General features: G+C 66.9%; 19 protein-coding genes. 12 read left to right on the forward strand and 7 right to left on the reverse strand.

The annotated features are described in order from the left end of the window. Positions 1–27: 27 nt before the first annotated feature. Positions 28–1,137 (forward strand): AbrB family transcriptional regulator, encoded by a 1,110-nt coding sequence (locus ACSF9G_RS13800; protein WP_436642561.1) that lies wholly within the window; start codon positions 28–30, stop codon positions 1,135–1,137. On the opposite strand, the gene ACSF9G_RS13805 is transcribed toward ACSF9G_RS13800, so the two are convergent. The 5 genes from ACSF9G_RS13805 to ACSF9G_RS13825 form a co-directional block, all read right to left on the reverse strand. Further along, positions 1,124–1,891, reverse strand: a complete 768-nt coding sequence (locus ACSF9G_RS13805) for an HpcH/HpaI aldolase family protein (RefSeq protein WP_436642563.1) — start codon at positions 1,889–1,891, stop codon at positions 1,124–1,126. The two genes, ACSF9G_RS13800 and ACSF9G_RS13805, sit on opposite strands and share 14 nt — an antisense overlap. 292 nt (positions 1,892–2,183) lie before the next feature. Further along, positions 2,184–2,966 (reverse strand): 2-oxo-hept-4-ene-1,7-dioate hydratase, encoded by a 783-nt coding sequence (hpaH, locus tag ACSF9G_RS13810; protein ID WP_436642565.1) that lies wholly within the window; start codon positions 2,964–2,966, stop codon positions 2,184–2,186. 195 nt (positions 2,967–3,161) lie between these two features. Further along, on the reverse strand, positions 3,162–4,676 hold the full coding sequence (locus ACSF9G_RS13815) for a 2-hydroxymuconic semialdehyde dehydrogenase (protein WP_436642567.1): 1,515 nt from the start codon (positions 4,674–4,676) through the stop codon (positions 3,162–3,164). Next, a complete protein-coding gene (locus tag ACSF9G_RS13820; RefSeq protein ID WP_436642569.1) occupies positions 4,660–5,112 on the reverse strand; it encodes a carboxymuconolactone decarboxylase family protein in 453 nt (150 codons plus the stop codon). Before ACSF9G_RS13820 ends, ACSF9G_RS13815 begins: the two co-directional genes overlap by 17 nt. A 64-nt stretch (positions 5,113–5,176) precedes the next feature. Next, the gene (locus ACSF9G_RS13825; RefSeq protein WP_436642571.1) at positions 5,177–6,238 is read right to left on the reverse strand and encodes a VOC family protein; all 1,062 of its coding nucleotides are present in this window, start codon (positions 6,236–6,238) and stop codon (positions 5,177–5,179) included. A gap of 514 nt (positions 6,239–6,752) precedes the next feature. Here ACSF9G_RS13825 and ccoN point away from each other — a divergent pair. From ccoN to ccoS, 8 genes are all read left to right on the forward strand, one after another. Further along, positions 6,753–8,375 (forward strand): cytochrome-c oxidase, cbb3-type subunit I, encoded by a 1,623-nt coding sequence (gene ccoN / locus ACSF9G_RS13830; protein WP_436642573.1) that lies wholly within the window; start codon positions 6,753–6,755, stop codon positions 8,373–8,375. Positions 8,376–8,388: 13 nt separating this feature from the next. Next, positions 8,389–9,120 carry a cytochrome-c oxidase, cbb3-type subunit II gene (ccoO, locus tag ACSF9G_RS13835; RefSeq protein ID WP_436642575.1) on the forward strand — a complete coding sequence of 244 codons (732 nt, stop codon included), beginning with the start codon at positions 8,389–8,391 and terminating at the stop codon, positions 9,118–9,120. 4 nt (positions 9,121–9,124) lie between these two features. Next, positions 9,125–9,271 carry a cbb3-type cytochrome c oxidase subunit 3 gene (locus ACSF9G_RS13840; RefSeq protein WP_436642577.1) on the forward strand — a complete coding sequence of 49 codons (147 nt, stop codon included), beginning with the start codon at positions 9,125–9,127 and terminating at the stop codon, positions 9,269–9,271. 4 nt (positions 9,272–9,275) lie between these two features. Next, positions 9,276–10,145: a cytochrome-c oxidase, cbb3-type subunit III gene (gene ccoP, locus ACSF9G_RS13845; RefSeq protein WP_436642579.1), complete on the forward strand. Its 870-nt coding sequence runs from the start codon at positions 9,276–9,278 to the stop codon at positions 10,143–10,145. A 97-nt stretch (positions 10,146–10,242) separates the two neighbouring features. Next, positions 10,243–11,697 (forward strand): cytochrome c oxidase accessory protein CcoG, encoded by a 1,455-nt coding sequence (gene ccoG / locus ACSF9G_RS13850; protein WP_436642581.1) that lies wholly within the window; start codon positions 10,243–10,245, stop codon positions 11,695–11,697. Positions 11,698–11,723: 26 nt separating this feature from the next. Continuing rightward, on the forward strand, positions 11,724–12,233 hold the full coding sequence (locus ACSF9G_RS13855) for a FixH family protein (RefSeq protein ID WP_436642583.1): 510 nt from the start codon (positions 11,724–11,726) through the stop codon (positions 12,231–12,233). A gap of 34 nt (positions 12,234–12,267) precedes the next feature. Continuing rightward, on the forward strand, positions 12,268–14,469 hold the full coding sequence (locus tag ACSF9G_RS13860) for a heavy metal translocating P-type ATPase (protein WP_436642585.1): 2,202 nt from the start codon (positions 12,268–12,270) through the stop codon (positions 14,467–14,469). Continuing rightward, complete coding sequence (gene ccoS / locus ACSF9G_RS13865) at positions 14,469–14,645, forward strand: cbb3-type cytochrome oxidase assembly protein CcoS (RefSeq protein WP_436642587.1); 177 nt, start codon at positions 14,469–14,471, stop codon at positions 14,643–14,645. Before ACSF9G_RS13860 ends, ccoS begins: the two co-directional genes overlap by 1 nt. 127 nt (positions 14,646–14,772) lie before the next feature. Here ccoS and hemA read toward each other — a convergent pair whose 3' ends face one another. Next, positions 14,773–16,014: a 5-aminolevulinate synthase gene (hemA, locus tag ACSF9G_RS13870; RefSeq protein ID WP_436642589.1), complete on the reverse strand. Its 1,242-nt coding sequence runs from the start codon at positions 16,012–16,014 to the stop codon at positions 14,773–14,775. 221 nt (positions 16,015–16,235) lie between these two features. On the opposite strand from hemA, the gene ACSF9G_RS13875 reads away from it, so the two are divergent. Beyond that, entirely contained in the window at positions 16,236–17,363 is a 1,128-nt protein-coding gene (locus ACSF9G_RS13875) for a TIGR03364 family FAD-dependent oxidoreductase (protein ID WP_436642591.1), read from the forward strand. Between the two features lie 17 nt (positions 17,364–17,380). After that, on the forward strand, positions 17,381–18,187 hold the full coding sequence (gene phnX, locus ACSF9G_RS13880) for a phosphonoacetaldehyde hydrolase (protein WP_436642593.1): 807 nt from the start codon (positions 17,381–17,383) through the stop codon (positions 18,185–18,187). A gap of 4 nt (positions 18,188–18,191) precedes the next feature. Here the strand turns inward: phnX and ACSF9G_RS13885 are convergent, their stop codons facing one another. Further along, a complete protein-coding gene (locus ACSF9G_RS13885) occupies positions 18,192–19,718 on the reverse strand; it encodes an alkaline phosphatase family protein (protein ID WP_436642595.1) in 1,527 nt (508 codons plus the stop codon). Positions 19,719–19,859: 141 nt separating this feature from the next. Between ACSF9G_RS13885 and ACSF9G_RS13890 the strand changes: the two genes are divergently transcribed. Further along, positions 19,860–20,786 carry a mechanosensitive ion channel family protein gene (locus tag ACSF9G_RS13890; protein WP_436642597.1) on the forward strand — a complete coding sequence of 309 codons (927 nt, stop codon included), beginning with the start codon at positions 19,860–19,862 and terminating at the stop codon, positions 20,784–20,786. Positions 20,787–20,908 lie beyond the last annotated feature (122 nt).

Below are 20,908 nucleotides of genomic sequence, written 5' to 3' on the forward strand. Positions count from 1 at the left end.
TCCGTCCTTCCGAACACGGAGTTCCCGGTGTCTGGGCTGCCCTCCCGGCAAGACCTGATACGCGACCTGCGAAAGCTCGTCCTGACGCTGGCGCTAACCGGCGCCGGCGGGACGCTGTTCGCGCTCGCCGGGCTGCCGGTGCCGTGGATCTCCGGCCCGATGATCGTCGTGGCGGCGGCGGCGCTTTTCGACGCACCGGTGGATATTCCGCGCTGGCTGCGCGAGATCGTCTTCTTCTTCCTCGGCCTCAACATCGGCTCGGCGGTGACGCCGGAAGCGCTCGCCGGCGTCGTCGCGTGGCCTGCTTCGCTGCTGGTGTTGGTCATCGGCCTGCCCGTGCTGGTGGCCGGCTGCGCCCTGCCGCTGATCCGCTGGCGCGGCTGGCGTCGCGACGACGCCCTGATGGCGAGCATGCCCGGCGCCCTGTCGTTGGTCCTCGCGCTGGCCGACGCGACCGACGCGGACGTGCCGCGCATCGCGCTCGTGCAGGCGCTGCGTGTCGCGATCCTGGTCGCCCTGGTGCCGCCGATGATCAGCCTGACGTCCGGCGTCGACCTGACGGCCGCCCTGCCGCAGCACGCCATCCCCGGCGTCTACGACATCGCGCTGCTGGTCGTCGGCGGGCTGGCCGCGACGGTGCTGATCCGGCTGACGCGCTTTCCCGCCGCTGGGCTGATGGGGGCGCTGGTCGCCAGCGCCGCCCTGCATGCGACCGACGTGGTGACGGCGGTGATGCCCAACTGGCTGCTGATGAGCGCCTTCGCGGTGCTGGGCGCGGGGATCGGGGCGCGCTTCGCCGGCATGGGCTGGAGGCGCTTCCGCAGCGGCCTGTTCGATGCCCTGATGACCTTCGCCATCGGCTTCGCCATCTCGCTGGCGACCGCGATCGTGGCCACGGTCTGGCTGGGCTTCCCCTTCGGCCAGACCGTTCTCGCGTTCTCGCCGGGCGCCTTCGAGGCGATGGTCGTGCTCGCCTTCCTGCTCGGCCTCGACGCCGCCTATGTCGGCGCCCATCACACCGTGCGCTTCGTCGCGCTGGTGCTGCTGGCGCCGGTGGTGTTCCGGCGGCGCCCCGGTAACAGTGACGGTAATGGTGACGGCGGCGGCGACGGCGCTGGCGCCCCTACAGCGTCTTGAACGTCTTCGCCAGGGCGTCGGCGCCCTTGGTGAGCAGGCCGACATCCGAGCCGACGGCGACGAAGCAGTAACCCCAGTCGATATAGCGCCGCGCCTCGTCGTGGTTGGAGGTCAGGATGCCGGCCGGCTTGCCCACGGCCTTCAGGCGGGTGACGGCGTGCTCGATCGCCGCCTGCACCTCCGGGTGCCCCATGTTGCCGAGGTGGCCCATCGAGGCGGACAGGTCGTTGGGGCCGATGAACACCCCGTCGACGCCCTCGACGGTGGCGATTTCGTCGATCTGCGCCAGCGCCTCGCCGGTCTCGATCTGCACCAGCACGCAGATTTCCGCATTCGCCTTGTTGAGATAGCCGGCGACGCGGCCGTAGCGGCTCGCCCGCGCCGAACCGGCGGCGCCGCGAATGCCCTCGGGCGGATACTTGGCGGCCGCCACCGCCTGCCGCGCTTCCTCCGGCGTCTGCACGAAGGGCACGAGGATCGACTGGGCGCCGGTATCGAGCACGCGCTTGATCAGCACCGCGTCGTTCCAGGCCGGCCGCACGATCGGTGTCGCGCTGCCCGCCTGCGCGGCCTGCTGCAGCGCGACGATCTCGGCAATGTCGTTCGGCGCGTGCTCCATGTCGAACAGGATCCAGTCGAAACCGGAATCGGAGATGATCTCCGCCGCCGTGTTGCTGGACAGGCTCGACCACAGTCCGATCTGGCGCGTTCCCGCGGCAATGGCGTGCTTGAAGGCGTTTCGGTTCAGATCCATCGGTTCCGTATCCTCATTGTATGGAAGCAGCCGGGCTCGTCAGTCGCGCCCGTGGCCCGAATGACGCATGGGCGCAATCCGGAAGGCGCGGCTCCGGGTCTTTCCGCCGCCCCCTTGTTGTTCGGCGCCACCCCTACGGTTCGGCGCCACCGCCCCATAGGCCCCGGATCAGGTCCGGTGCACCAGGCCGGCGCGTGTGGCAGTGTCCCTCCGGCGCGACAGGCCGCGTGTCCCGGACGTGATCCGGGACCCATGCAGCCGGCCGGCACCTGCAAGACGGCGCGCATGGTCCTCAGACGAACTGGATGGCGACGTCGCCGAGCGGGCCGAAATCGGCGTGCAGCGTGTCGCCCTTCTCCGCCCAGACGGGCCGGATGAAGGAGCCCGAAAGCATGATGTGGCCGGGTTCCAGCGTCACGTCGAAGGGGGCGAGCTTGTTGGCGAGCCAGGCGATGCCGAGCGCGGGATGGCCGAGCACGCCGGCGGCGATGCCGGTCTCCTCGATCTCCGCGTTGCGGTACATGATGCCGCCGACCCAGCGCAGGTCTACGTCCATAGGCCCGACCGGCTTGCCGCCGATGACGATGCCGGCCGCCGCCCCGTTGTCGGAGACGGTGTCGTAGATCTTGCGCGGGTTCTGCACCCGCGCGTCGATGATCTCGATCGAGGGAACGACGTATTCGGTGGCGCGCAGCACGTCGAGCAGGCCGACATTCGGGCCCTTCAGCGGCTTCGCCAGCACGAAGGCGAGTTCCAGTTCCACCCGCGGCACGCAGTAGTCGGCGTGCGTCACCTTGGCCCCGTCGGCGATCATCATGTCGTCGAACAGGTGGCCGTAGTCGGGCTCGTCGATCATCGAGGAGCGCTGCATCGCCTTGGAGGTCAGGCCGATCTTGTGGCCGATCAGCCGGGCGCCGGCCTTCATCCGCCGCGCCGCCACCGCGTTCTGGATCGCATAGGCGTCCTCGATGGTGATGTCGGGCCAGGTGGTCGACAACTGGACGACCGGCGTGCGGGTGCGCTCGGCCTCCTGCAGCAGGTCGGCGGCTTTCTGGCGGTCGGCGTCTGACAGCATGGGGTTCCCTCTCGATTTTTTATCTGTTTGGAAATTTGCCGCTAAGGGAGGCGTGCATCAACTCGTTTCGACCTCATCCTGAGGAGGGCGCCGTTGCGCCCGTCTCGAAGGATGTGCCGGGAAGCCGCATCCTTCGAGACGCCGCCGGCCGGCGGCTCCTCGGGACGAGGCTTCCAACTCGGATCGTCGGCGATCTCACAGCTTGATGCAGACGTTCTTGAGCTCGGTATAGAATTCCAGCGAATAGGTGCCGCCCTCACGGCCGATGCCGGATTGCTTGGCACCGCCGAACGGCGTCCTCAGGTCGCGCAGGAACCAGCTGTTGACCCAGACGATGCCTGCCTCGATCCGGCCCGCGACGCGATGGGCGCGGGTGAGGTTGGTCGTCCACACGCTGGCCGCCAGCCCGTAGCCGGTGGCGTTGGCACGGGCGATCGCCTCGGCCTCGTCGTCGAACGGGGCGATATGGCAGCACGGCCCGAAGATCTCCTCGGTCACGGTCGCCGCGTCGTCGGGCAGACCCGTCCAGATCGTCGGCTGCACCCACGTTCCCCCCGCCAGGCCGGCGGGCATGTCGGGAACGCCGCCGCCGGTGACGACGGTCGCGCCTTCCTCCACCGCCTTGCGGTAATAGGACAGCACCTTGCCGCGGTGCTCCTCGCTGATCAGCGGGCCCATGCCGGTCTCGGGATCGTCCGGCGCGCCGAGCTTCATCGCTTCGGCACCCTTTTTCAGTGCTTCGACGAAGGCCTCGAAGATCGGCCGTTCCACATAGACGCGCTCGGTGCCCAGGCAGACCTGGCCGCAATTAGCGAAGCAGGAGCGCAGCGTGCCCTCGATCGCCTTGTCGAAATCGCAGTCGGCGAAGACGAGAGCAGGGTTCTTGCCGCCCATCTCCAGCGACACCGGCCGCGCCCCGTCGGCGGCCGCCTTCATGATCACCGCGCCGGTCCTGGTCTCGCCGGTGAAGGTGATGGCGTCGACGTCGGGATGTTTCGTCAGGAACTCGCCGGCCGAGTCCGGCCCGAAGCCGTGCACCACGTTGTAGACGCCCCTGGGGATGCCGACCGCGTTCATCACCTCGCCCAGCAGCGCCGCGGTCTGCGGGGTCTCCTCCGACGGCTTCACCACCACGGTGTTGCCGCAGGCCAGCGCCGGGCCGACCTTCCAGGTCATCAGCAGCAGCGGCAGGTTCCACGGGCATATTGCCGCGACGACGCCGACCGGCGCGCGCACCGCGTAGTTGAGCGCGCCTTGCCCGTCCGGCGTCGCCGTCTCGAACACCTCGCCGGGCACGTTCTTCACCACGTCGGCGAAGATCTTGAAGTTCGCCGCCCCGCGCGGGATGTCGATATGGCTGGCCAGGCTCAACGGCTTGCCGGTGTCGGCGACCTCGGCCTCGAGAAAATCGTCGAAGCGCCGGTTGATCTCGTCGGCGACGCCGTACAGCAGGTCGGTGCGCTCGGAAAGCGTCAGCGACGCCCACGGTCCGTGCAGCGCGGCGCGGGCGGCCTTCACCGCGGCATCCACCTCGTCGCGGCCGGCCTCGGCCACGCGGGCGATCAGCGCCCCGCTGACCGGCGAGCGCTTGTCGAAGAAGTGCCCGCTGGCGCCGACATAGGCGCCGTCGATGAAGTTGAGGACGTCCCTTACCGGCGAGTCCGTGGCCGGTATTTCGGCGGTGGGGGCGGAGCTAGCGACCTTCTGCATCGGCGTGTACTTCCCGCTTGGCGATATTGGCGAGCATTTCGGCGCCGCGATTGGCCGCCGGCAGCCCCCGGAACAGGAAGCACAGGCTGATCACCGCCTGCATTTCCTCCCAGGTCGCCCCCGCGCGCCGCGCGGCAATCCCGTGTAACGCGGCGGCATCGCTCATGTCCATCAGCAGCATGCCGAACAGCATGAGCTGCGCCGTCTTCACGTCGAAGCATGTCGGATACATCGCGTGCTCGCGCATCCGCTCCTGCAGATCGACGATCTCCGGGTCGATGGCGCCGGTGACGTTGAGGCGCGCCTCGATGCGCGGCGGCAGGAAGCCGATCAGCGCCTCGTAGATCCTGCCCCGCTCCTCGGCGGTGGCTTTCGTGTCGGCATAGGGGCCGATGCGCTGGCGCACGGCGTCCTTGTCTATCCGGGGAGGGATCATGCGGCCTTCTCCGTATGTAACCGTGTCGTGCCCGCTGTAAGTGTAGTGCCTGGGAACCGGGCTCTCAGAAGAATACGGGGAACGACTTGGAATCCGCCACCGGTTCCCCCGACTCCTCGGCGTCGCCCGGCACGTCCGGGGTGGCGTACTGGATGAAGCTGTCGGGCAGGCTGCCGCCCCAGTAGACGCCGGTGCCGCGCTCCTCCTCGTTCCAGGTCACCGGTTCCCAGTCTGGCGCGAACACCAGGTAGCTGCCCGAATAGATCTCCACCCGGTTGCCGCCCGGCTCGTAGGTATAGAGGTAGAAGCCCTGCGAGTTGTTGTGCTTGGCCGGACCCGCCTCGATGAACACGCCGTTCTCGGAGAGGATGTCGGCGGCGCGCAGCACGTCCTCGCGATTGTCGACCCACAGCGAGAAGTGGTGCAGGCGGCCGTGCGCGCCCTTCACGTCGACGACGTAGGCGAGTTGGTGATGCACCGGGGAGGGGCTCATCCACGAGCCGATCTCGGTCGCGCCCTTGTTGAAGCGCACCTGCTCGCGCAGCTGGAAGCCGAGGACCTTTTGCGCGAACGTGCGGTTCGCCTCGACGTCCTTGGCCAGCAGCGCGAGGTGGTCGATGCGGCGCACCCCGACGCCGCGGCCGGAATATTTCTGCGGCAGGTTCTTCAGCGACGACTTGAGGTGGTCGGGCGCCTCGTAGTGCTGCTCCTCGAAATAGACCTCCATCGTGTGGCCGTCGGGGTCGTGGAAGCGGTACGAGCGGCCGCGGCCGAAATCGCCGTTGGTCCAGCCGATGCCCAGGCCCAGCGCCTCGATCTCGGCGGCCCGCCGCTCCAGCGCCGGCTCGCTGGTCGCCCGCCACGAGATGACGCCCGGCCCGGCCCGGTCGGCGGCCGTCAGCTTCAGCGTGCTGGCGGCATAGTCGCCGTAGCCGCGCAGGTAGACGGAATTGCCCAGCGTGTGCACCGTCTCCATGCCGAGGATGTCGTGGAAGTACCAGAGGCTGTCCTCGGGCTTCGGCGTGAACAGTTCGACGCTGCCCAGATGCGCGATGTCGTGAATCGGTTCCCTGGCGCTGATGTCTTTGGCGCTCATCTCTCTGTCGCTCATGTTCCTGTCGTTCATGGCGGTCCTCCCGAACGGATGCGCGGCGGCCGGCCGTCGCGCCCCACGCGACAGCGGGCCGGCCTTATCGGGAAATTAGTTTGGGCCACAAATCGATAGCGCGCCTTGATCTTCCGCAAGCCCGCGCGACGGGGCCAGCGGTGGTCAGAACCCGAGGCCCACGCAGGTTTTTCCGGGCCAAGCGCGTCCGCTGCGGCTACACTGGCGCCGGGATCGTCCGATTCGGGGGGCGCAACGCGAAAGGCGCCGGATCGGGGCGTTCGCCGCGACCCGGTGCCGCAAGCGGTCATCGTCGATTTACCGAATGTGATTTGCCGCGTACGGTCCGGGAGCTTCGCGGGACGCCTTGATGCGGGTTGTGGTCCGCGTTGACGCATGTCAATGCGTTCGCAGTCCCGGAAATGTTGGTAGCATGGACGATCCCGCCGGGTGCGAACCCGTGGGGTTGTGAACTAGAGACGGAATCGGAACGGATCCCGATATGGCACGCTCAATTACGGCGAAATCGTTTAGGATGGACGAGGGAAGCGTCATCGCCCTTCTCGTCCTGAGTGTTCTGGCAAGCCTGCTGATCGCGGCGAAGACGCATGACGCGGCCATGGAGTTCCATGGCTGGCTGGGGCTCGCGGCCGGAGTGATCGGCATCTTCGCCGTCCTCAACGCCTATTTTAAGCGGGAAGCCGACATTCCCGAGGAGATCGACGGCAAGCCGAACTACCAGATGGGCCCGGTCAAGGTCGCGACCGCCCTCTCCGTGGTCTGGGGTGTCGCCGGGTTCCTGGTCGGCCTGATCATCGCGCTCCAGCTCGCCTGGCCGGCGTTCAACTTCGACCTTCCCTGGATCAGTTTCGGGCGCCTGCGGCCGCTGCACACCTCGGCGGTGATCTTCGCCTTCGGCGGCAACGTCCTGATCGCCTCGTCCATGTACGTGGTCCAGCGCACCTCGCGCGCCCGCATGGCCGGCGGCATGTGGCCGTGGTTCGTCGTCTGGGGCTACAACTTCTTCATCGTCATCGCTGGCACCGGCTACCTGCTGGGCGTCACCCAGTCCAAGGAATACGCCGAGCCGGAATGGTACGCCGACCTGTGGCTGACCATCGTCTGGGTCGTCTACCTGCTGGTCTTCCTGGGCACGCTGTGGAAGCGCAAGGAACCGCACATCTACGTGGCGAACTGGTTCTATCTTGCCTTCATCATCACCATCGCGATGTTGCACCTGATCAACAACGCGACCGTTCCCGTCTCCTTCACCGAGCCCAAGTCCTACATCGTCTGGTCCGGCGTCCAGGACGCCATGACCCAGTGGTGGTACGGCCATAACGCGGTCGGCTTCTTCCTCACCGCCGGCTTCCTGGCCATCATGTACTACTTCGTGCCGAAGCGGGCCGAGCGGCCGGTCTATTCCTACCGCCTCTCGATCATCCACTTCTGGTCGCTGATCTTCCTCTACATCTGGGCCGGTCCCCACCACCTGCACTACACGGCGGTGCCGCAATGGGCGCAGACGCTGGGCATGACCTTCTCGATCATACTGTGGATGCCGTCCTGGGGCGGCATGATCAACGGCCTGATGACGCTGTCGGGCGCCTGGGACAAGCTGCGCACCGATCCGGTGCTGCGCATGCTGGTCGTCTCCGTGGCGTTCTACGGCATGTCGACCTTCGAGGGGCCGCTGATGTCGGTCCGCGCGGTCAACAGCCTCAGCCACTACACCGACTGGACCATCGGCCACGTGCATTCCGGCGCGCTCGGCTGGGTCGGTTTCGTCTCTTTCGGCGCCATCTACTGCCTGGTGCCGTGGCTGTGGAACCGCAAGGGGCTGTACTCGCTCAAGCTGGTCAACTGGCACTTCTGGATCGCCACCATCGGCATCGTCCTCTACATCACCTCGATGTGGGTGTCGGGCATCATGCAGGGCCTGATGTGGCGCGCCTACACGGACCTCGGCTTCCTCGAGTACTCGTTCATCGAGACCGTGGCGGCGATGCATCCCTTCTACGTCATCCGCGCGCTCGGCGGCCTTCTGTTCGTCCTCGGCTCGCTGATCATGGCCTACAACCTCTGGATGACGGTGCGCTACGGCGAGCCGGCCGAAGAAACGGCCGGTCAGCCCGCCGCGGTGCAGCCGGCTGAGTGAGGAGGATCGAGCAATGATGAACAAACACGCGATCTTCGAGAAGAACTCGATCATCCTCACCGTCGGGATCCTCATCGTGGTTTCCATCGGCGGGCTGGTCGAGCTCGTGCCCAACTTCTACCTGAAGTCGACCGTGGAGAAGGTCGAGGGCATGCGGCCGTACACGCCGCTGGAGCTGGCCGGACGCAACATCTACGTCCGCGAGGGCTGCTATCTCTGCCACAGCCAGATGATCCGCACCCTGCGCGACGAGGTGGAGCGCTACGGCCACTACTCGCTGGCGGCCGAGTCGATGTACGACCATCCCTTCCAGTGGGGCTCCAAGCGCACCGGCCCGGATCTCGCCCGGGTCGGGGGCAAGTACTCCGACGCCTGGCACTACGACCACCTGATCGATCCGCGTTCGGTGGTGCCGGAATCGATCATGCCGAGCTATCGCTGGCTGGCCACGACCGAGCTCCGGATCGCCGACATCGCCGCGGACCTGAAGACCAACGCCATCGTCGGCGTGCCCTACAGCGCGGAAATGATCGAGAGCGCCCGGGCCGACCTGATGGCCCAGGCCGATCCCGACGCCGATACCGACGGTCTGATCGAGCGCTATCCCGGCGCCCAGGTTCGCGCCTTCGACGGCGATCCGGGCCGGCTCACCGAGATGGATGCGGTCATCGCCTATCTGCAAATGCTTGGCACCCTGGTCGACTTCTCCACCTACGACGACCAAGCCGACATCAATCTGAGGTAGGGCAATGTACGAACGGCTCGCGCAATTCGCCCAAACCTGGGGTCTCGTCTATTTCGTGATCCTGTTCCTTATCGTGCTCGTCTACGCGCTCTGGCCTCGGAACAAAGAGCGTTTCGATGAAGCCTCCAAGATCCCGCTCCGGGAGGACTGATTCCATGGTCAAAAAGGAAATCGACGAAATCACGGGTACCGAGACCACCGGTCACGAGTGGGACGGCCTCAAGGAGCTGAATACGCCATTGCCGCGCTGGTGGCTGTGGACCTTCTACGCCACCATCGTCTGGGCGGTGTTCTACTGGGTGATGATGCCGTCCTGGCCGCTCATCAACGATTATGCCCGCGGTATCCGCGGCCATTCCCAGCGCGCCATCGTCATGCAGGAGGTTTCCGCGCTGCAGGACATGCGCGGCGAAACCGGCAAGGCGCTCGCCGATGCCTCCCTGCAGGACATCCAGTCGACGCCGAGCCTGCTCGAGTTCGCCATGGCGAACGGCAAGGCGGCCTTCGGCGACAACTGCGCGCCGTGCCACGGCTCGGGCGGTGGCGGAGCCATCGGCTATCCCAACCTCAACGATGACGCCTGGCTCTGGGGCGGTACCCTCGACGATATCCACCAGACGCTGCTCTACGGCATCCGGTCGGACAACGACGAGGCGCGCATCGGTGACATGCCCGCCTTCGGGCGCGACGAGATCCTCGACACCGACCAGGTGCGCGACGTGGCCAGCTACGTCGCCTCCCTGTCCGGCATGGAGACCAATCCCGCGGCCGATCTCGCCAATGGCCAGACCGTTTATGCCGACAACTGCGCCGCCTGCCATGGCGACAACGGCGAGGGCATGACGGAGGTCGGCGCGCCGAACCTGACCGACAACATCTGGCTGTATGGCGGCGATCTGAATGCGATCGTCCACCGCATCCAGGTCGGCGGCGGCAGCGTCATGCCGGCGTGGGTCGACAGGCTCGATCCGGTGACGCTGAAATCGCTTGCGGTGTACGTGCATAGTCTGGGCGGCGGCGAATAGCCGCGCCCCGCGCGACCAAGTGTCCGCTTGCCTGGGGAGCCGGCGGGCACCAACTTCCAGCCGCCGACAGCGAGAGGCGGTAGAGGAGTAGCAGACGATGCGTGTTGATACGGGTGTTGGCAGCGGCGGAACCCCAACGTCGCTCTATGCCCCCCGCAAGAAGGTCTACCCGCAGAAGGTCGAGGGTACGTTCCGCTCCATCAAGTGGGCGGTGATGATGCTCACGCTCGGAGTGTACTATTTCACCCCCTTCATTCGCTGGGACCGCGGCCCCAATGCGCCCGATCAGGCTGTCCTGATCGATTTCCCGGGCCGTCGCTTCTACTTCTTCTTCATCGAGATCTGGCCGCAGGAGGTGTACTACATCACCGGCCTCCTGATCCTGGCCTCGATGGTCCTGTTCCTGATGAACGCGGTCGCCGGCCGGCTCTGGTGCGGCTATTTGTGCCCGCAGACGGTCTGGACCGATCTGTTCTATGCCGTCGAGCGCCTGATCGAGGGCGATCGCCGCGAGCGCATGAAGGCCGACAAGGGCGGTTGGACGCCGACCCTGGTCATGGAGAAGGTCTCCAAGCACACCCTGTGGATACTGATCGCCTGGTGGACCGGCGGCGCCTGGGTGCTCTACTTCGCCGATGCGCCGACCCTGGTGCGCGAGCTCGCGACCTTCCAGGCCTCGCCGATGGCCTATTTGTGGATCGGCATCCTCACCTTTACCACCTACCTGCTGGCCGGCTTCGCCCGGGAGCAGGTCTGCGTCTACATGTGCCCGTGGCCGCGCATTCAGGCGGCGCTGACCGACGAATGGGCGCTGAACGTCACCTATAAGTACGACCGTGGCGAACCGCGCATGTCGCTCAAGCAGGCCGAGAAGGTGGTCGCCGCCGGCGAACAGGCAGGCGACTGCATCGACTGTTTCCAGTGCGTCGCCGTCTGCCCGACCGGCATCGACATCCGTGACGGCCTGCAGCTCGAATGCATCCAGTGCGGCCTGTGCATCGACGCCTGCAACACGGTGATGGACAAGATCGGCCGCCCGCGCGGCCTGATCGGCTACGACACCGACATCAACCTTCACCGCCGCGAGGAAGGCAAGCCGCCGATCTTCCGGTTCTTCCGGGCGCGGACGCTCATCTACGTGGCGATCATCGCCGCCGTCGCCGGCATCATGGCTTACACCCTGGCCACCCGCAGCAGTCTCGGCATCAGCGTCCTGCACGACCGCAATCCGCTGTTCGTGCAGCTCTCCGAGGGCGGCATCCGCAACGGATACACGATCCGCATCCTCAACAAGTATCTGGAGCCGACCGATTACGTCCTGTCGCTGGACGGCCTGCCCGGCGCCACCATCGAGGCGGTCGGCGCCGACACGCGCCAGGACGGCTGGCCGGTGATCACGGTCGACCCCGACAAGTCGCGGGAGGTTCGCGTCCTGGTCAACTCCAGTCCCGGCGAGGCCTTGGCCGAATCAACGCCGATCACCTTCTGGGTCACCAATCCGGCGACCGGCGAAAGCGAGGCCATGAGTGACTTCTTCCGGGCGCCGAAATAGGATCGTGGAGACAGGTCAGCAATGTCATGACGACGGTCGAAGACATGAGTAAGGGCGGTGGTTTCCGCGTTACCGGGCGGACTGTGTTGTTCAGCCTCATCGGCTTCTTCGGGCTGATCACGGTCGCCAACATCATTATGATCTGGCTGGCGGTCTCGACCAATACCGGTGTCGTCGTCGCCTCCTCCTACCGGGCCGGCAACGCCTATCAGGCCGAGCTCGACGCCGCCCGGGCCCAGGTCGAGCGCAACTGGTCGGTCAGCGCCGACGTCGCGCGGACGGCCGACGGCGTGGCCTTCGACGTCACCGTCCGCGATGGCGACGGCGCGCCCGTCGGCGGCCTCGAGGTCTCGGCGACGCTCGCAAGTCACGTCAGCGAGGCGGACGACCAACGCGTCGCTCTTTCGGAGGGCGAAATCGGCCGTTATCGCGGCTCCGCCGGAACGGTCGGCTCGGGCAACTGGCTGCTGATCATCGACGCCATGCGCGGCGACGAACGGGTCTACCGCTCCGAGAACCGGGTGATGTTGAGATAGGCTCCGGACAGAAGGGTTCGCCAGGGGACAGGCCATGGGCTACCACGATCGCGACCTGAAGAGCTTCGTAACCGCAGTCGGCGACGGCATCGAGCACATGGACCTTGCCGTCGAGGGCGTGCGCTGTGCCGGCTGCATGGCCAAGATCGAGAAGGGGCTCGGCACCGTGCCCGGCATAACCCGGGCGCGCCTCAACTTCACCAACCGCCGCCTCGCCGTCGAGTGGCGCGCCGGCGCGCTCGCCCCTGCCGACGTGGTCGAGAAACTGGCCGAACTCGGCTACCGCGCCCATCCGTTCGATCCCGCCGCGGCCGCCGGCGCCGAGGCCGCCGAATCCCGGCGTCTGATGAAATGCATGGCCGTCGCCGGGTTCGCGGCGATGAACGTCATGCTGCTGTCGGTATCGGTGTGGTCGGGCAACGTCACCGACATCACGCCGGAGACCCGGGACCTGTTCCACTGGCTCTCCGCGATGATCGCCATTCCCGCCGTCGCCTATGCCGGTCGGCCGTTCTTCGAATCCGCCATCCGCGCGCTGATGAAGCGCAGCGTCAACATGGACGTGCCGATCACGCTGGGTGTGCTGCTCGCGGTCGGCATGTCGGTGGTGGAGACGTTCAACAGCGGCCGTCACGCCTATTTCGACGCCGCCGTCATGCTGCTGTTCTTCCTGCTGGTCGGCCGTTTCCTCGACATGAACATGCGCCGCCGCACCCGCGCCCAGGCCGAGAACCTGGCCGCGCTGAAGGGCGAGACCGCGACCAAGGTCCTGCCCGACGGTTCCACCCGCGTCGTTCCGGTCTCCGCCATCGATCCGGGCGACCGCGTGCTGGTGGCCGCCGGCGAGCGGCTGTCCGTCGACGGCGTCATCGAGACCGGCGCCACCGAGATCGACAACAGCCTCGTCACCGGCGAGACCGCCTACGCCGCCGCCGGTCCCGGCGACCGCGTCTATGCCGGCACCCTCAACATGACCGGCGCCCTGACCGTGCAGGTCACCGCCGCCGCCAAGGGCACCCTGCTGGACGAGGTCAACACGCTGCTCGAGGCCGCCCAGACGGCGCGCTCGACGCGCCTCGCGCTCGCCGACAAGGCGGCCGGCTACTACGCCCCGCTCGTCCATTCCGCCGCCGCGCTGACCTTCGTCGGCTGGATGATCGCGGGCAGCAGCTGGCAGGAGGCGCTGATGACGGCGATCGCCGTCCTGATCATCACCTGCCCGTGCGCGCTCGGCCTCGCCGTGCCGGCGGTCCAGGTCGTCGCCAGCGGCCTCTTGTTCCGCTCCGGCGTCCTGCTCAACGCCGGCGACGCCGTCGAGCGCTTCGCCGAGGCCGATACCGTCGTCTTCGACAAGACCGGCACGCTGACCAGCCCGGAGCCGACCCTTGTCGACCCCGCGGCGACTCCGCACGCACTTTTGGGTCGGGCCGGTCGGCTCGCCCTGTCGAGCCGCCATCCGCTCTCCGCGGCGCTGAAGACCTACGCGACGGGCCCCGTTCCGGGCGCGTCCGAGGCGCCCGGTCAGGGCGTCCGTGCCGAGATCGATGGCGTCGCATGCCGGCTCGGCAGCGCCGCGTTCTGCGGTGTTTCCGCCGAAAAGGCCGCCGAAACGGCCGAAAGCGGCGCGCATTCGCTGGTCTGGTACCGCGAGGGCGAGGCGGATGCGATTCCGATCGCCGTTGCCCAGGGCCTGCGCCCGGACGCCGGCGACGTGATTGGCAAGCTCAAGGACCGCGGCCTCGCGGTGATGATTCTGTCCGGCGACCGGGCCGCCGCAGTCGACGCCGCAGCCGACGCCCTCGGCGTCGCCGATCGCCACGCCGGCCTGAAGCCCGCCGACAAGATCGCGATCCTGGAAGAGCTTAAGAATCAAGGCCATAAGGTGCTCATGGTCGGTGATGGCCTCAACGACGCGCCGGCGCTTGCCGCCGCCCATGTGTCGATTTCGCCGGTCACCGCCGTCCATCTGTCGCAAGCCGCCGCCGATGCCGTGTTCCTCGGCGACAAGCTCGGTCCGGTCGTCACGGCGATCGATATTTCGCGCCGCGCGCGCCGCGCCATGGATCAGAATCTGTGGTTCGCCGCGTTCTACAACGTCTGCGCGGTGCCGATCGCGGTGCTTGGCTTCGTCACGCCGCTGGTGGCGGCGCTCGCCATGTCGTCGTCCTCGGTGGTCGTGACGCTCAACGCGCTCCGGGTCCGCCTGATCGCGCGCAGGCTCGAGGGGGCGTCCTGATGGACGTCCTCTTCGTCCTCATCCCCGTAGCGCTGGGGCTTGGCCTGCTGGGCCTTGCCGCGTTCCTATGGGCGATGAAGTCCAATCAGTTCGAGGATCTGGATGGCGCCGCCTGGCGCGCGATCATGGACGACGACCTGCCGCCCGAAGACGAGCGCGACAGTCGATCCACCTGATCGCGGGCAGATCCGGAGCGCCGTCTCGGCCTCGCGAAACCAGGCGTCCAGTGGCGGTGTTGTCGGGATTGCACACCGTCGCGCCGCCCGAAGGGCGAGGCATCAGGTCTCGGAAATCGTCCGTAAGCTACTCCGCCGCCGCAGCGCGGTCGGAATCGGCGTAGGGGATGCCGAGCGTGTCCCAGACCTCGGCGAGCGCCTCGGAAAGGCCTTCGATCAACCGATCGTCGTGGAACGGCGTCGGCGTGATCCGCAGGCGCTCGGTGCCGCGCGGAACGGTCGGGTAGTTGATCGGCTGGATGTAGATGTCGTGCTTGTCCATCAGCCGGTCGCTTGCCGCTTTGCACAGCTCCGGGTCGCCAACAAGAATCGGCACGATATGCGTGACCGACGGCATCACGGGCAGGCCGCGCGCGAGCAGCACGTCCTTGGTCCGGGTCGCCTGGCGCTGCTGCGCCTCGCGCTCCGCCGACGATGCCTTGAGGAGGCGGATCGAGGCCGTCGCGGCTGCGGCGATCGTGGGCGGCAGGGCGGTGGTGAAGATGAAGCCGGGCGCGAAGGAGCGCACCGAGTCGACGATGTCCGATGTCGCGGCGATGTACCCGCCGAGGCATCCGAACGCCTTGGCCAGCGTGCCCTCGACCACGTCGATGCGACCCATTTCGCCCTCGCGTTCGGCGATGCCGCCGCCACGCGGGCCGTACATGCCGACCGCGTGCACCTCGTCGATATAGGTCATGGCGCCGTAGCGCTCGGCGAGGTCGCAGATCTTGCCGACCGGTCCGATATCACCATCCATCGAATAGACGGATTCGAACACGATCAGCTTCGGCCGTTCCTTGCCGGCGGCCCGAAGCAGGTCTTCCAGGTGTTCGACATCGTTGTGCCGGAAGATCTTCTTGTCGCAGCCCGAGCGCCGCACGCCCTCGATCATCGATGCGTGATTCAGTTCGTCCGATAGGATCAGGCATTCCGGGATAAGCCGGGCGATCGTCGAGATCGAGGCCTCGTTGGAGATGAATCCGGATGTGAAGACGAGCGCCGCCTCCTTGCCGTGCAGATCGGCCAGCTCCGCTTCCAGAGTGACAAGCGGGTGGTTGGTGCCGGAAATGTTGCGCGTGCCGCCCGCACCGACGCCCATTCGATCGATCGCATCCGTGGCCGCCGCGATCACGTCGGGATGCTGGCCCATGCCCAGATAGTCGTTCGAGCACCAGATGGTGATCTCGCGCTTGCCTTCCGCACCGTGGTAGATCGCTTCGGGAAAGCGGCCGGCGACGCGCTCGAGTTCGGCGAAGACGCGATAGCGCTTCTCCGCGGTGATCTCCTCGATGGCGGAGCGAAATACGCTGGCGTAGTCGAAAGCCATGACGGATTCGTACCTTTTCTTGCGGCCGTAACGGTCGGTGCAAGCCGGACCCGAGTCATCGCCGCGCGGACGCGATGTCGACCCGAGCCGGACAACCCTTTGAACCAGTATTTATTCCAATTCGCAACTGACTTTGCTGCGGCAATTGGTCGGACCGTCGCATGGCTGTCATAGGTGCAGCATTGTATGCGCCTCCGTTATTCCAGGGGGTAGGCGAAACAATGAACGACGAACGATACGACCTCGCCGTCGTCGGTGCCGGGATCGTCGGGCTTGCCCACGCGCTGATGGCGGCCCGGCGGGGCATGAAAGCGGTGGTTATCGACCGGGACGCCGGCGCGAACGGTGCGTCCGTGCGCAATTTCGGCTTCGTCACGGTCACCGGTCAGCAAGCCGGCGATTGCTGGCGCCGGGCCGTGCGCTCGCGCGACGTCTGGGCGGAGATCGCGGGCCCCGCCGGCATCGAGGTCACCCATCGCGGTCTCGCCGTTGCCGCCCGATACGGGGAATCGCTACCCGTCCTGGAGGCGTTTCTGGAAACGGCGATGGGCGAGGGCTGTGCGCTGCAGACCCTGGACGAGGCCCGCAAGACGGTGCCGGGCCTGCGTGACGATGTCCGCGCGGTCCTGTGGAGCCCGCACGAACTGCGCGTCGAATCCCGCGCCGCGATCCCGCAACTCGCCGCCTATCTCGAACGCGATCTCGGCGTTGCTTTCCTGCGCCAAACCCAGGTGCACGGCATCGCCTTGCCGGCAATCGACACGTCCGCGGGGACGGTGCGGGCGCAGGCGGCCGTGGTCTGCCCCGGCGAAGACTTCCTCTCGCTCTACCCCGAGCGCATTGCCGCCTATGGCCTCACCCGCTGCAAGCTGCACATGATGCGGCTCAAGCCGCCGGCGGGCGCGGCCCTCGGTGCCGCGGTCATGTCCGATCTCGGCCTGGTCCGCTATCTCGGCTACGCCGAATTGCCGGAAGCCGCCGCCCTGAAGGCGCGGCTGGAGCGCGAGCGGGCCGACGCGCTCAAGGCCGGCGTGCACCTGATCGTGGTGCAGTCGTCGGATGGCAGCCTCGTGGTCGGCGACAGCCATCACTATGGCTGGACGCCCGAGCCCTTCGCGTCCGAAGCGGTCGACCGGCTGATCCTCGACGAATTCGACAACGTCCTCGATATGGGCGCCTGCGAGATTACGGAACGCTGGACGGGCCTCTACGCATCCGCCTCCGAGCGTCTGATGCTGGTCGACGCGCCGGAGGACAAGGTACGCATAGTAATCGTCACGTCCGGCACCGGCGCATCGACCGCCTTCGGCATCGCCGAAGAGGTGATCGAAGGCATGTTCGGCGCGTGAACACGAAAGGAAACGGGATGACCGGGAATTCGGTGAATGCGGTGGTTTTCGATTGGGCGGGAACCATCGTTGATTTCGGCTCGCGCGCGCCGATGGGCGCCTTCGTCGAGGTGTTCAGGCGTTTCGGCGTCGATATCTCGATCGACGAGGCCCGGGTGCCGATGGGCCTGCCGAAATGGCGGCACATCCAGGCGCTCGGCCGTATCCCGCGCATTGCCCAGGCGTGGCGGGAGGCGAAGGGCAGGGATCTCGGCGATGCCGACGTCGACGCCATCTACGAGGTGTTTGTGCCGCTCAACGCCGAGGTGGTGACGGACTATGCCGACCTGATCCCCGGTGCCGTCGAGACCGTCGCCGAGCTGCGTGCCCGTGGCATCAAGATCGGCTCCACCACCGGCTACACGCGCGAGATCATGGAACGGCTCGTGCCGATTGCCGCCGCACAGGGCTTCGCCCCCGACAACCTCGTGTGTGCCGGCGATCTGCCGGAAGGCCGCCCCGGCGCGCTGATGATGTACCGCACATTCCTGGACCTCCAGGTCTGGCCGGCCTGGTCCGTCGTCAAGGTCGACGACACCGAGCCCGGCATCGCCGAGGGCCTTGCCGCCGGCACCTGGACCGTCGGCGTCGCCGCGTCCGGCAATGCCATGGGGCTGTCGCTGGAGGAATACGAAGCCTACGACGACACTCACTTCGACCGTTACGTGGCCGCCGAGCGCCGTCTCGCCCGCGCCGGCGCGCATTTCGTCATCGGCTCGGTCGCCGAGCTGATGGATGTGGTCGACGAAATCGAGGGCAGGCTCTTGCGCGGCGAGCGGCCGTAGCCGCTCACCCCGCGCGACGGTCCAGCGTCGCCGAGACGGGTCCCGCCTCGGTCAGCTCGATGCCTGACAGGCTGCGGTCGAGATGGCGGGCGCGCCAGGCGAGCAGTTTCTCGGCCATGTCCAGTCGCGCGTCCCTGTAGGCGGGATCCCCGGCCAGATTGGTGAGTTCGCCGGGGTCCGCCTGCATGTCGAACAGGAGCGGGGGCAGGCCGCCGAAATGGACGTACTTGAACCGATCGCCGCGCACGACGGCGAGGTTCAGCGCGTCGAGCGGCAGGCCGAAGTGTTGTTCGGTCTCGGCCGTTGCCACCTCGCGGAAATCGAATTCCCAATGCGCTTCTTCGCGCCAGTTCGCCGGCGCGCCGCCTGTAAGGAATGGCACCAGCGAGCGGCCGTCGAGATGGATCGGTACGTCGGCGCCGATCCGGTCCAGGATCGTCGGCACGATGTCGATCGACTCGGTGAAGCGGTCGACAGTCTGCCCCGGCCGTCCCGCCATCGGGTCGCGGATGATCAGCGGCACGTGATAGCTCTGGTCGAACCAGCCGAGCTTGCCGTAGAGCCAGTGGTCGCCCATCATCTCGCCGTGGTCGCTCGTCAGGATGACGAGCGTGTCTTCGGCAGCGCCGGCTGTTTCCAGCCCCGCCATCATCCGGCCGATCTGCGCGTCGACCTCCGAGATCATGCCCCAATAGGTCGCCCGGATCTGCCGCCGTGCGGCGTCGTCCCAGTCGCCGATCGATCCGGAGGCACCATGGACAAAGTTGGTCTTGCGGACGGTGTCCAGGCTATAGGCGAGGAAGGGGTGCTGGGCCGCCTCCGCCTCGGGCGTCGCGGCGCGCTCGAAGTCGCCGCCATCATCGGGTGAATACATCGAGGCGTAGGGTTCCGGCACGATGAACGGCGGATGCGGGCGGATGAAGCTCACATGCGCGAACCATGCGCCGTCCTGTTCGCCGAGCCAGCGCAGGAATTCGTCGGTCAGGAAGGCGGTCTCGGTCTCCTCGGCCGAATAGCGCGTGTCTTGACCCGCGGGCGGGTCGGCCGGGCCGTCCTTCGGCAGATAGATATCGATGCCCGGCGGCACGTCGACGCCGCGGCCCCTGAGCCAGGACAGCCACGGTTTGACGTCCTCGGGCAGGCGCACGCGCACGCTCATGCCCGGCAAAACACCTTCGTAGGTGGTCCGCCACGGGTCGCGGCCATCGAGACGACGCGGATCCTGCGCGACGTCGGTGTAGCCGAACTGGGTCGGATCGTAGCCGGCCCGCCGTGCCGCCAGCGCCAGCGTGTCGTGGCGCCGGTCGAGCGGCGTGCCGTTGCGGCAGACCCGGTTGGTCATCTGGTAGAGGCCGGTATAGAGGCAGGCGCGCGCCGGCGAGCACGGCGCGGCCTGGGCGTAATGCCTCTTGAACAGGGTTCCCTCGCCGGCCAGTCGGTCGATGTTCGGCGTCCGGACGACAGGATGGCCGACGGCGCCGAGACTGTCGCCGCGCCACTGGTCGGCGGTGATGAGGAGTACGTTGGTCAAGGCTGCTCACCCTTCGTTTGCGACGCGCTTTAACGAAATCGCTAGCTCATTCCGGTGACATTGCGCCGACAGGGGCGGTGGCGTCTACAGGATGGCGCAACGCCGCCCCGTTTGTTTGGAATGCAACAGGGCAGGCGAACGATGACGACACAGGCAGTGGCTCAGGCAGCAACGGACGCGGCAGGCAAAGCTGCAGTACCGACCGAAGGCCAGGCGGTGGTGGCGGAGAAGACCCGGGAGGTGATCGTCACCTATTTCGGGCCTCTGGACTCCGATCCGACGCTGATCATCGAGAAGATCGAGAAGTGGATCAACGGCTCCTACACGCTGTTGCCGAACATCATCGTCGCGCTGATCTTCTTCGGGATCTTCTGGATCGTGGCCAAGACCGTGGAGGCGTCGTTCGTCAAATGGGCGTCCCGGCGCAAGCGCAAGAATCTCGGCGAGGTGCTCGGCGGCTTCCTGCGCTGGGCGGTGACGATCATCGGCTTCTTCATCGCCATCACCATCATCCTGCCCTCGGTCGAGCCGGTCGACCTGCTCGCTGGCCTGGGTATCGGCTCGGTCGCCATTGGCTTTGCCTTCAAGGACATTCTGCAGAACTGGCTCGCCGGTCTCCTGATCCTGTTCCGCCAGCCCTTCCTCGCCGGCGACCAGATCGTCATCTCGGGTTATGAGGGGACCGTCGAACGTATCGAGACGCGCTCCACCAATATTCGTACCCATGACGGGCGGCTGGTGCTGGTGCCCAATTCCGACGCCTACACCAACGCGGTGACCGTCGCGACGGCCTTCAAGAAGCGGCAGAGCCAGTGCAATCTCGCCATTCCCGCCGGTGCCGACATCGCCAAGACGCGCGAGCTGATCGTGACCACCCTCGGGAACATAGACGGCGTCCTCCAGGATCCCGCTCCGGCTGTCCTTACGACCGATCTCCAGGCGACCAAGGTGCTGCTCCAGGCGAACTGGTGGACCGGCTCCAAGTATGCCGAGATCACCTCCGTGCGGTCGCGGGTGCTGGATATACTGAAGGCGACCCTCGAAAAGAACGGCGTTGCGCTGGCCTGACGCGGGGCCAATGCCTGATCCGTCAGCGCGACAAGGCGGCTAACGCGGGGCGTGCGGGCGAATATGCCCTGCGTCCCCCGGCGTGCCGCCGCGTTGACGGTCGGCAGTAATCAGAAATACGT

The sequence above is a fragment of the Microbaculum mangrovi genome (genome assembly GCF_051390635.1).
In the GTDB taxonomy this organism is placed as follows: Bacteria; Pseudomonadota; Alphaproteobacteria; order Rhizobiales; family Tepidamorphaceae; genus Microbaculum.

Bases quoted from the DNA above. Each gene is read 5' to 3' on its own strand.
- ACSF9G_RS13805 (WP_436642563.1), bottom strand. From the start codon at position 1,891: ATGGATCTGAACCGAAACGCCTTCAAGCACGCCATTGCCGCGGGAACG.
- hpaH (WP_436642565.1), bottom strand. From the start codon at position 2,966: ATGCTGTCAGACGCCGACCGCCAGAAAGCCGCCGACCTGCTGCAGGAG.
- ACSF9G_RS13815 (WP_436642567.1), bottom strand. From the start codon at position 4,676: ATGCAGAAGGTCGCTAGCTCCGCCCCCACCGCCGAAATACCGGCCACG.
- ACSF9G_RS13820 (WP_436642569.1), bottom strand. From the start codon at position 5,112: ATGATCCCTCCCCGGATAGACAAGGACGCCGTGCGCCAGCGCATCGGC.
- ACSF9G_RS13825 (WP_436642571.1), bottom strand. From the start codon at position 6,238: ATGAACGACAGGAACATGAGCGACAGAGAGATGAGCGCCAAAGACATC.
- ccoN (WP_436642573.1), top strand. From the start codon at position 6,753: ATGGACGAGGGAAGCGTCATCGCCCTTCTCGTCCTGAGTGTTCTGGCA.
- ccoO (WP_436642575.1), top strand. From the start codon at position 8,389: ATGATGAACAAACACGCGATCTTCGAGAAGAACTCGATCATCCTCACC.
- ACSF9G_RS13840 (WP_436642577.1), top strand. From the start codon at position 9,125: ATGTACGAACGGCTCGCGCAATTCGCCCAAACCTGGGGTCTCGTCTAT.
- ccoP (WP_436642579.1), top strand. From the start codon at position 9,276: ATGGTCAAAAAGGAAATCGACGAAATCACGGGTACCGAGACCACCGGT.
- ccoG (WP_436642581.1), top strand. From the start codon at position 10,243: ATGCGTGTTGATACGGGTGTTGGCAGCGGCGGAACCCCAACGTCGCTC.
- ACSF9G_RS13855 (WP_436642583.1), top strand. From the start codon at position 11,724: ATGACGACGGTCGAAGACATGAGTAAGGGCGGTGGTTTCCGCGTTACC.
- ACSF9G_RS13860 (WP_436642585.1), top strand. From the start codon at position 12,268: ATGGGCTACCACGATCGCGACCTGAAGAGCTTCGTAACCGCAGTCGGC.
- ccoS (WP_436642587.1), top strand. From the start codon at position 14,469: ATGGACGTCCTCTTCGTCCTCATCCCCGTAGCGCTGGGGCTTGGCCTG.
- hemA (WP_436642589.1), bottom strand. From the start codon at position 16,014: ATGGCTTTCGACTACGCCAGCGTATTTCGCTCCGCCATCGAGGAGATC.
- ACSF9G_RS13875 (WP_436642591.1), top strand. From the start codon at position 16,236: ATGAACGACGAACGATACGACCTCGCCGTCGTCGGTGCCGGGATCGTC.
- phnX (WP_436642593.1), top strand. From the start codon at position 17,381: ATGACCGGGAATTCGGTGAATGCGGTGGTTTTCGATTGGGCGGGAACC.
- ACSF9G_RS13890 (WP_436642597.1), top strand. From the start codon at position 19,860: ATGACGACACAGGCAGTGGCTCAGGCAGCAACGGACGCGGCAGGCAAA.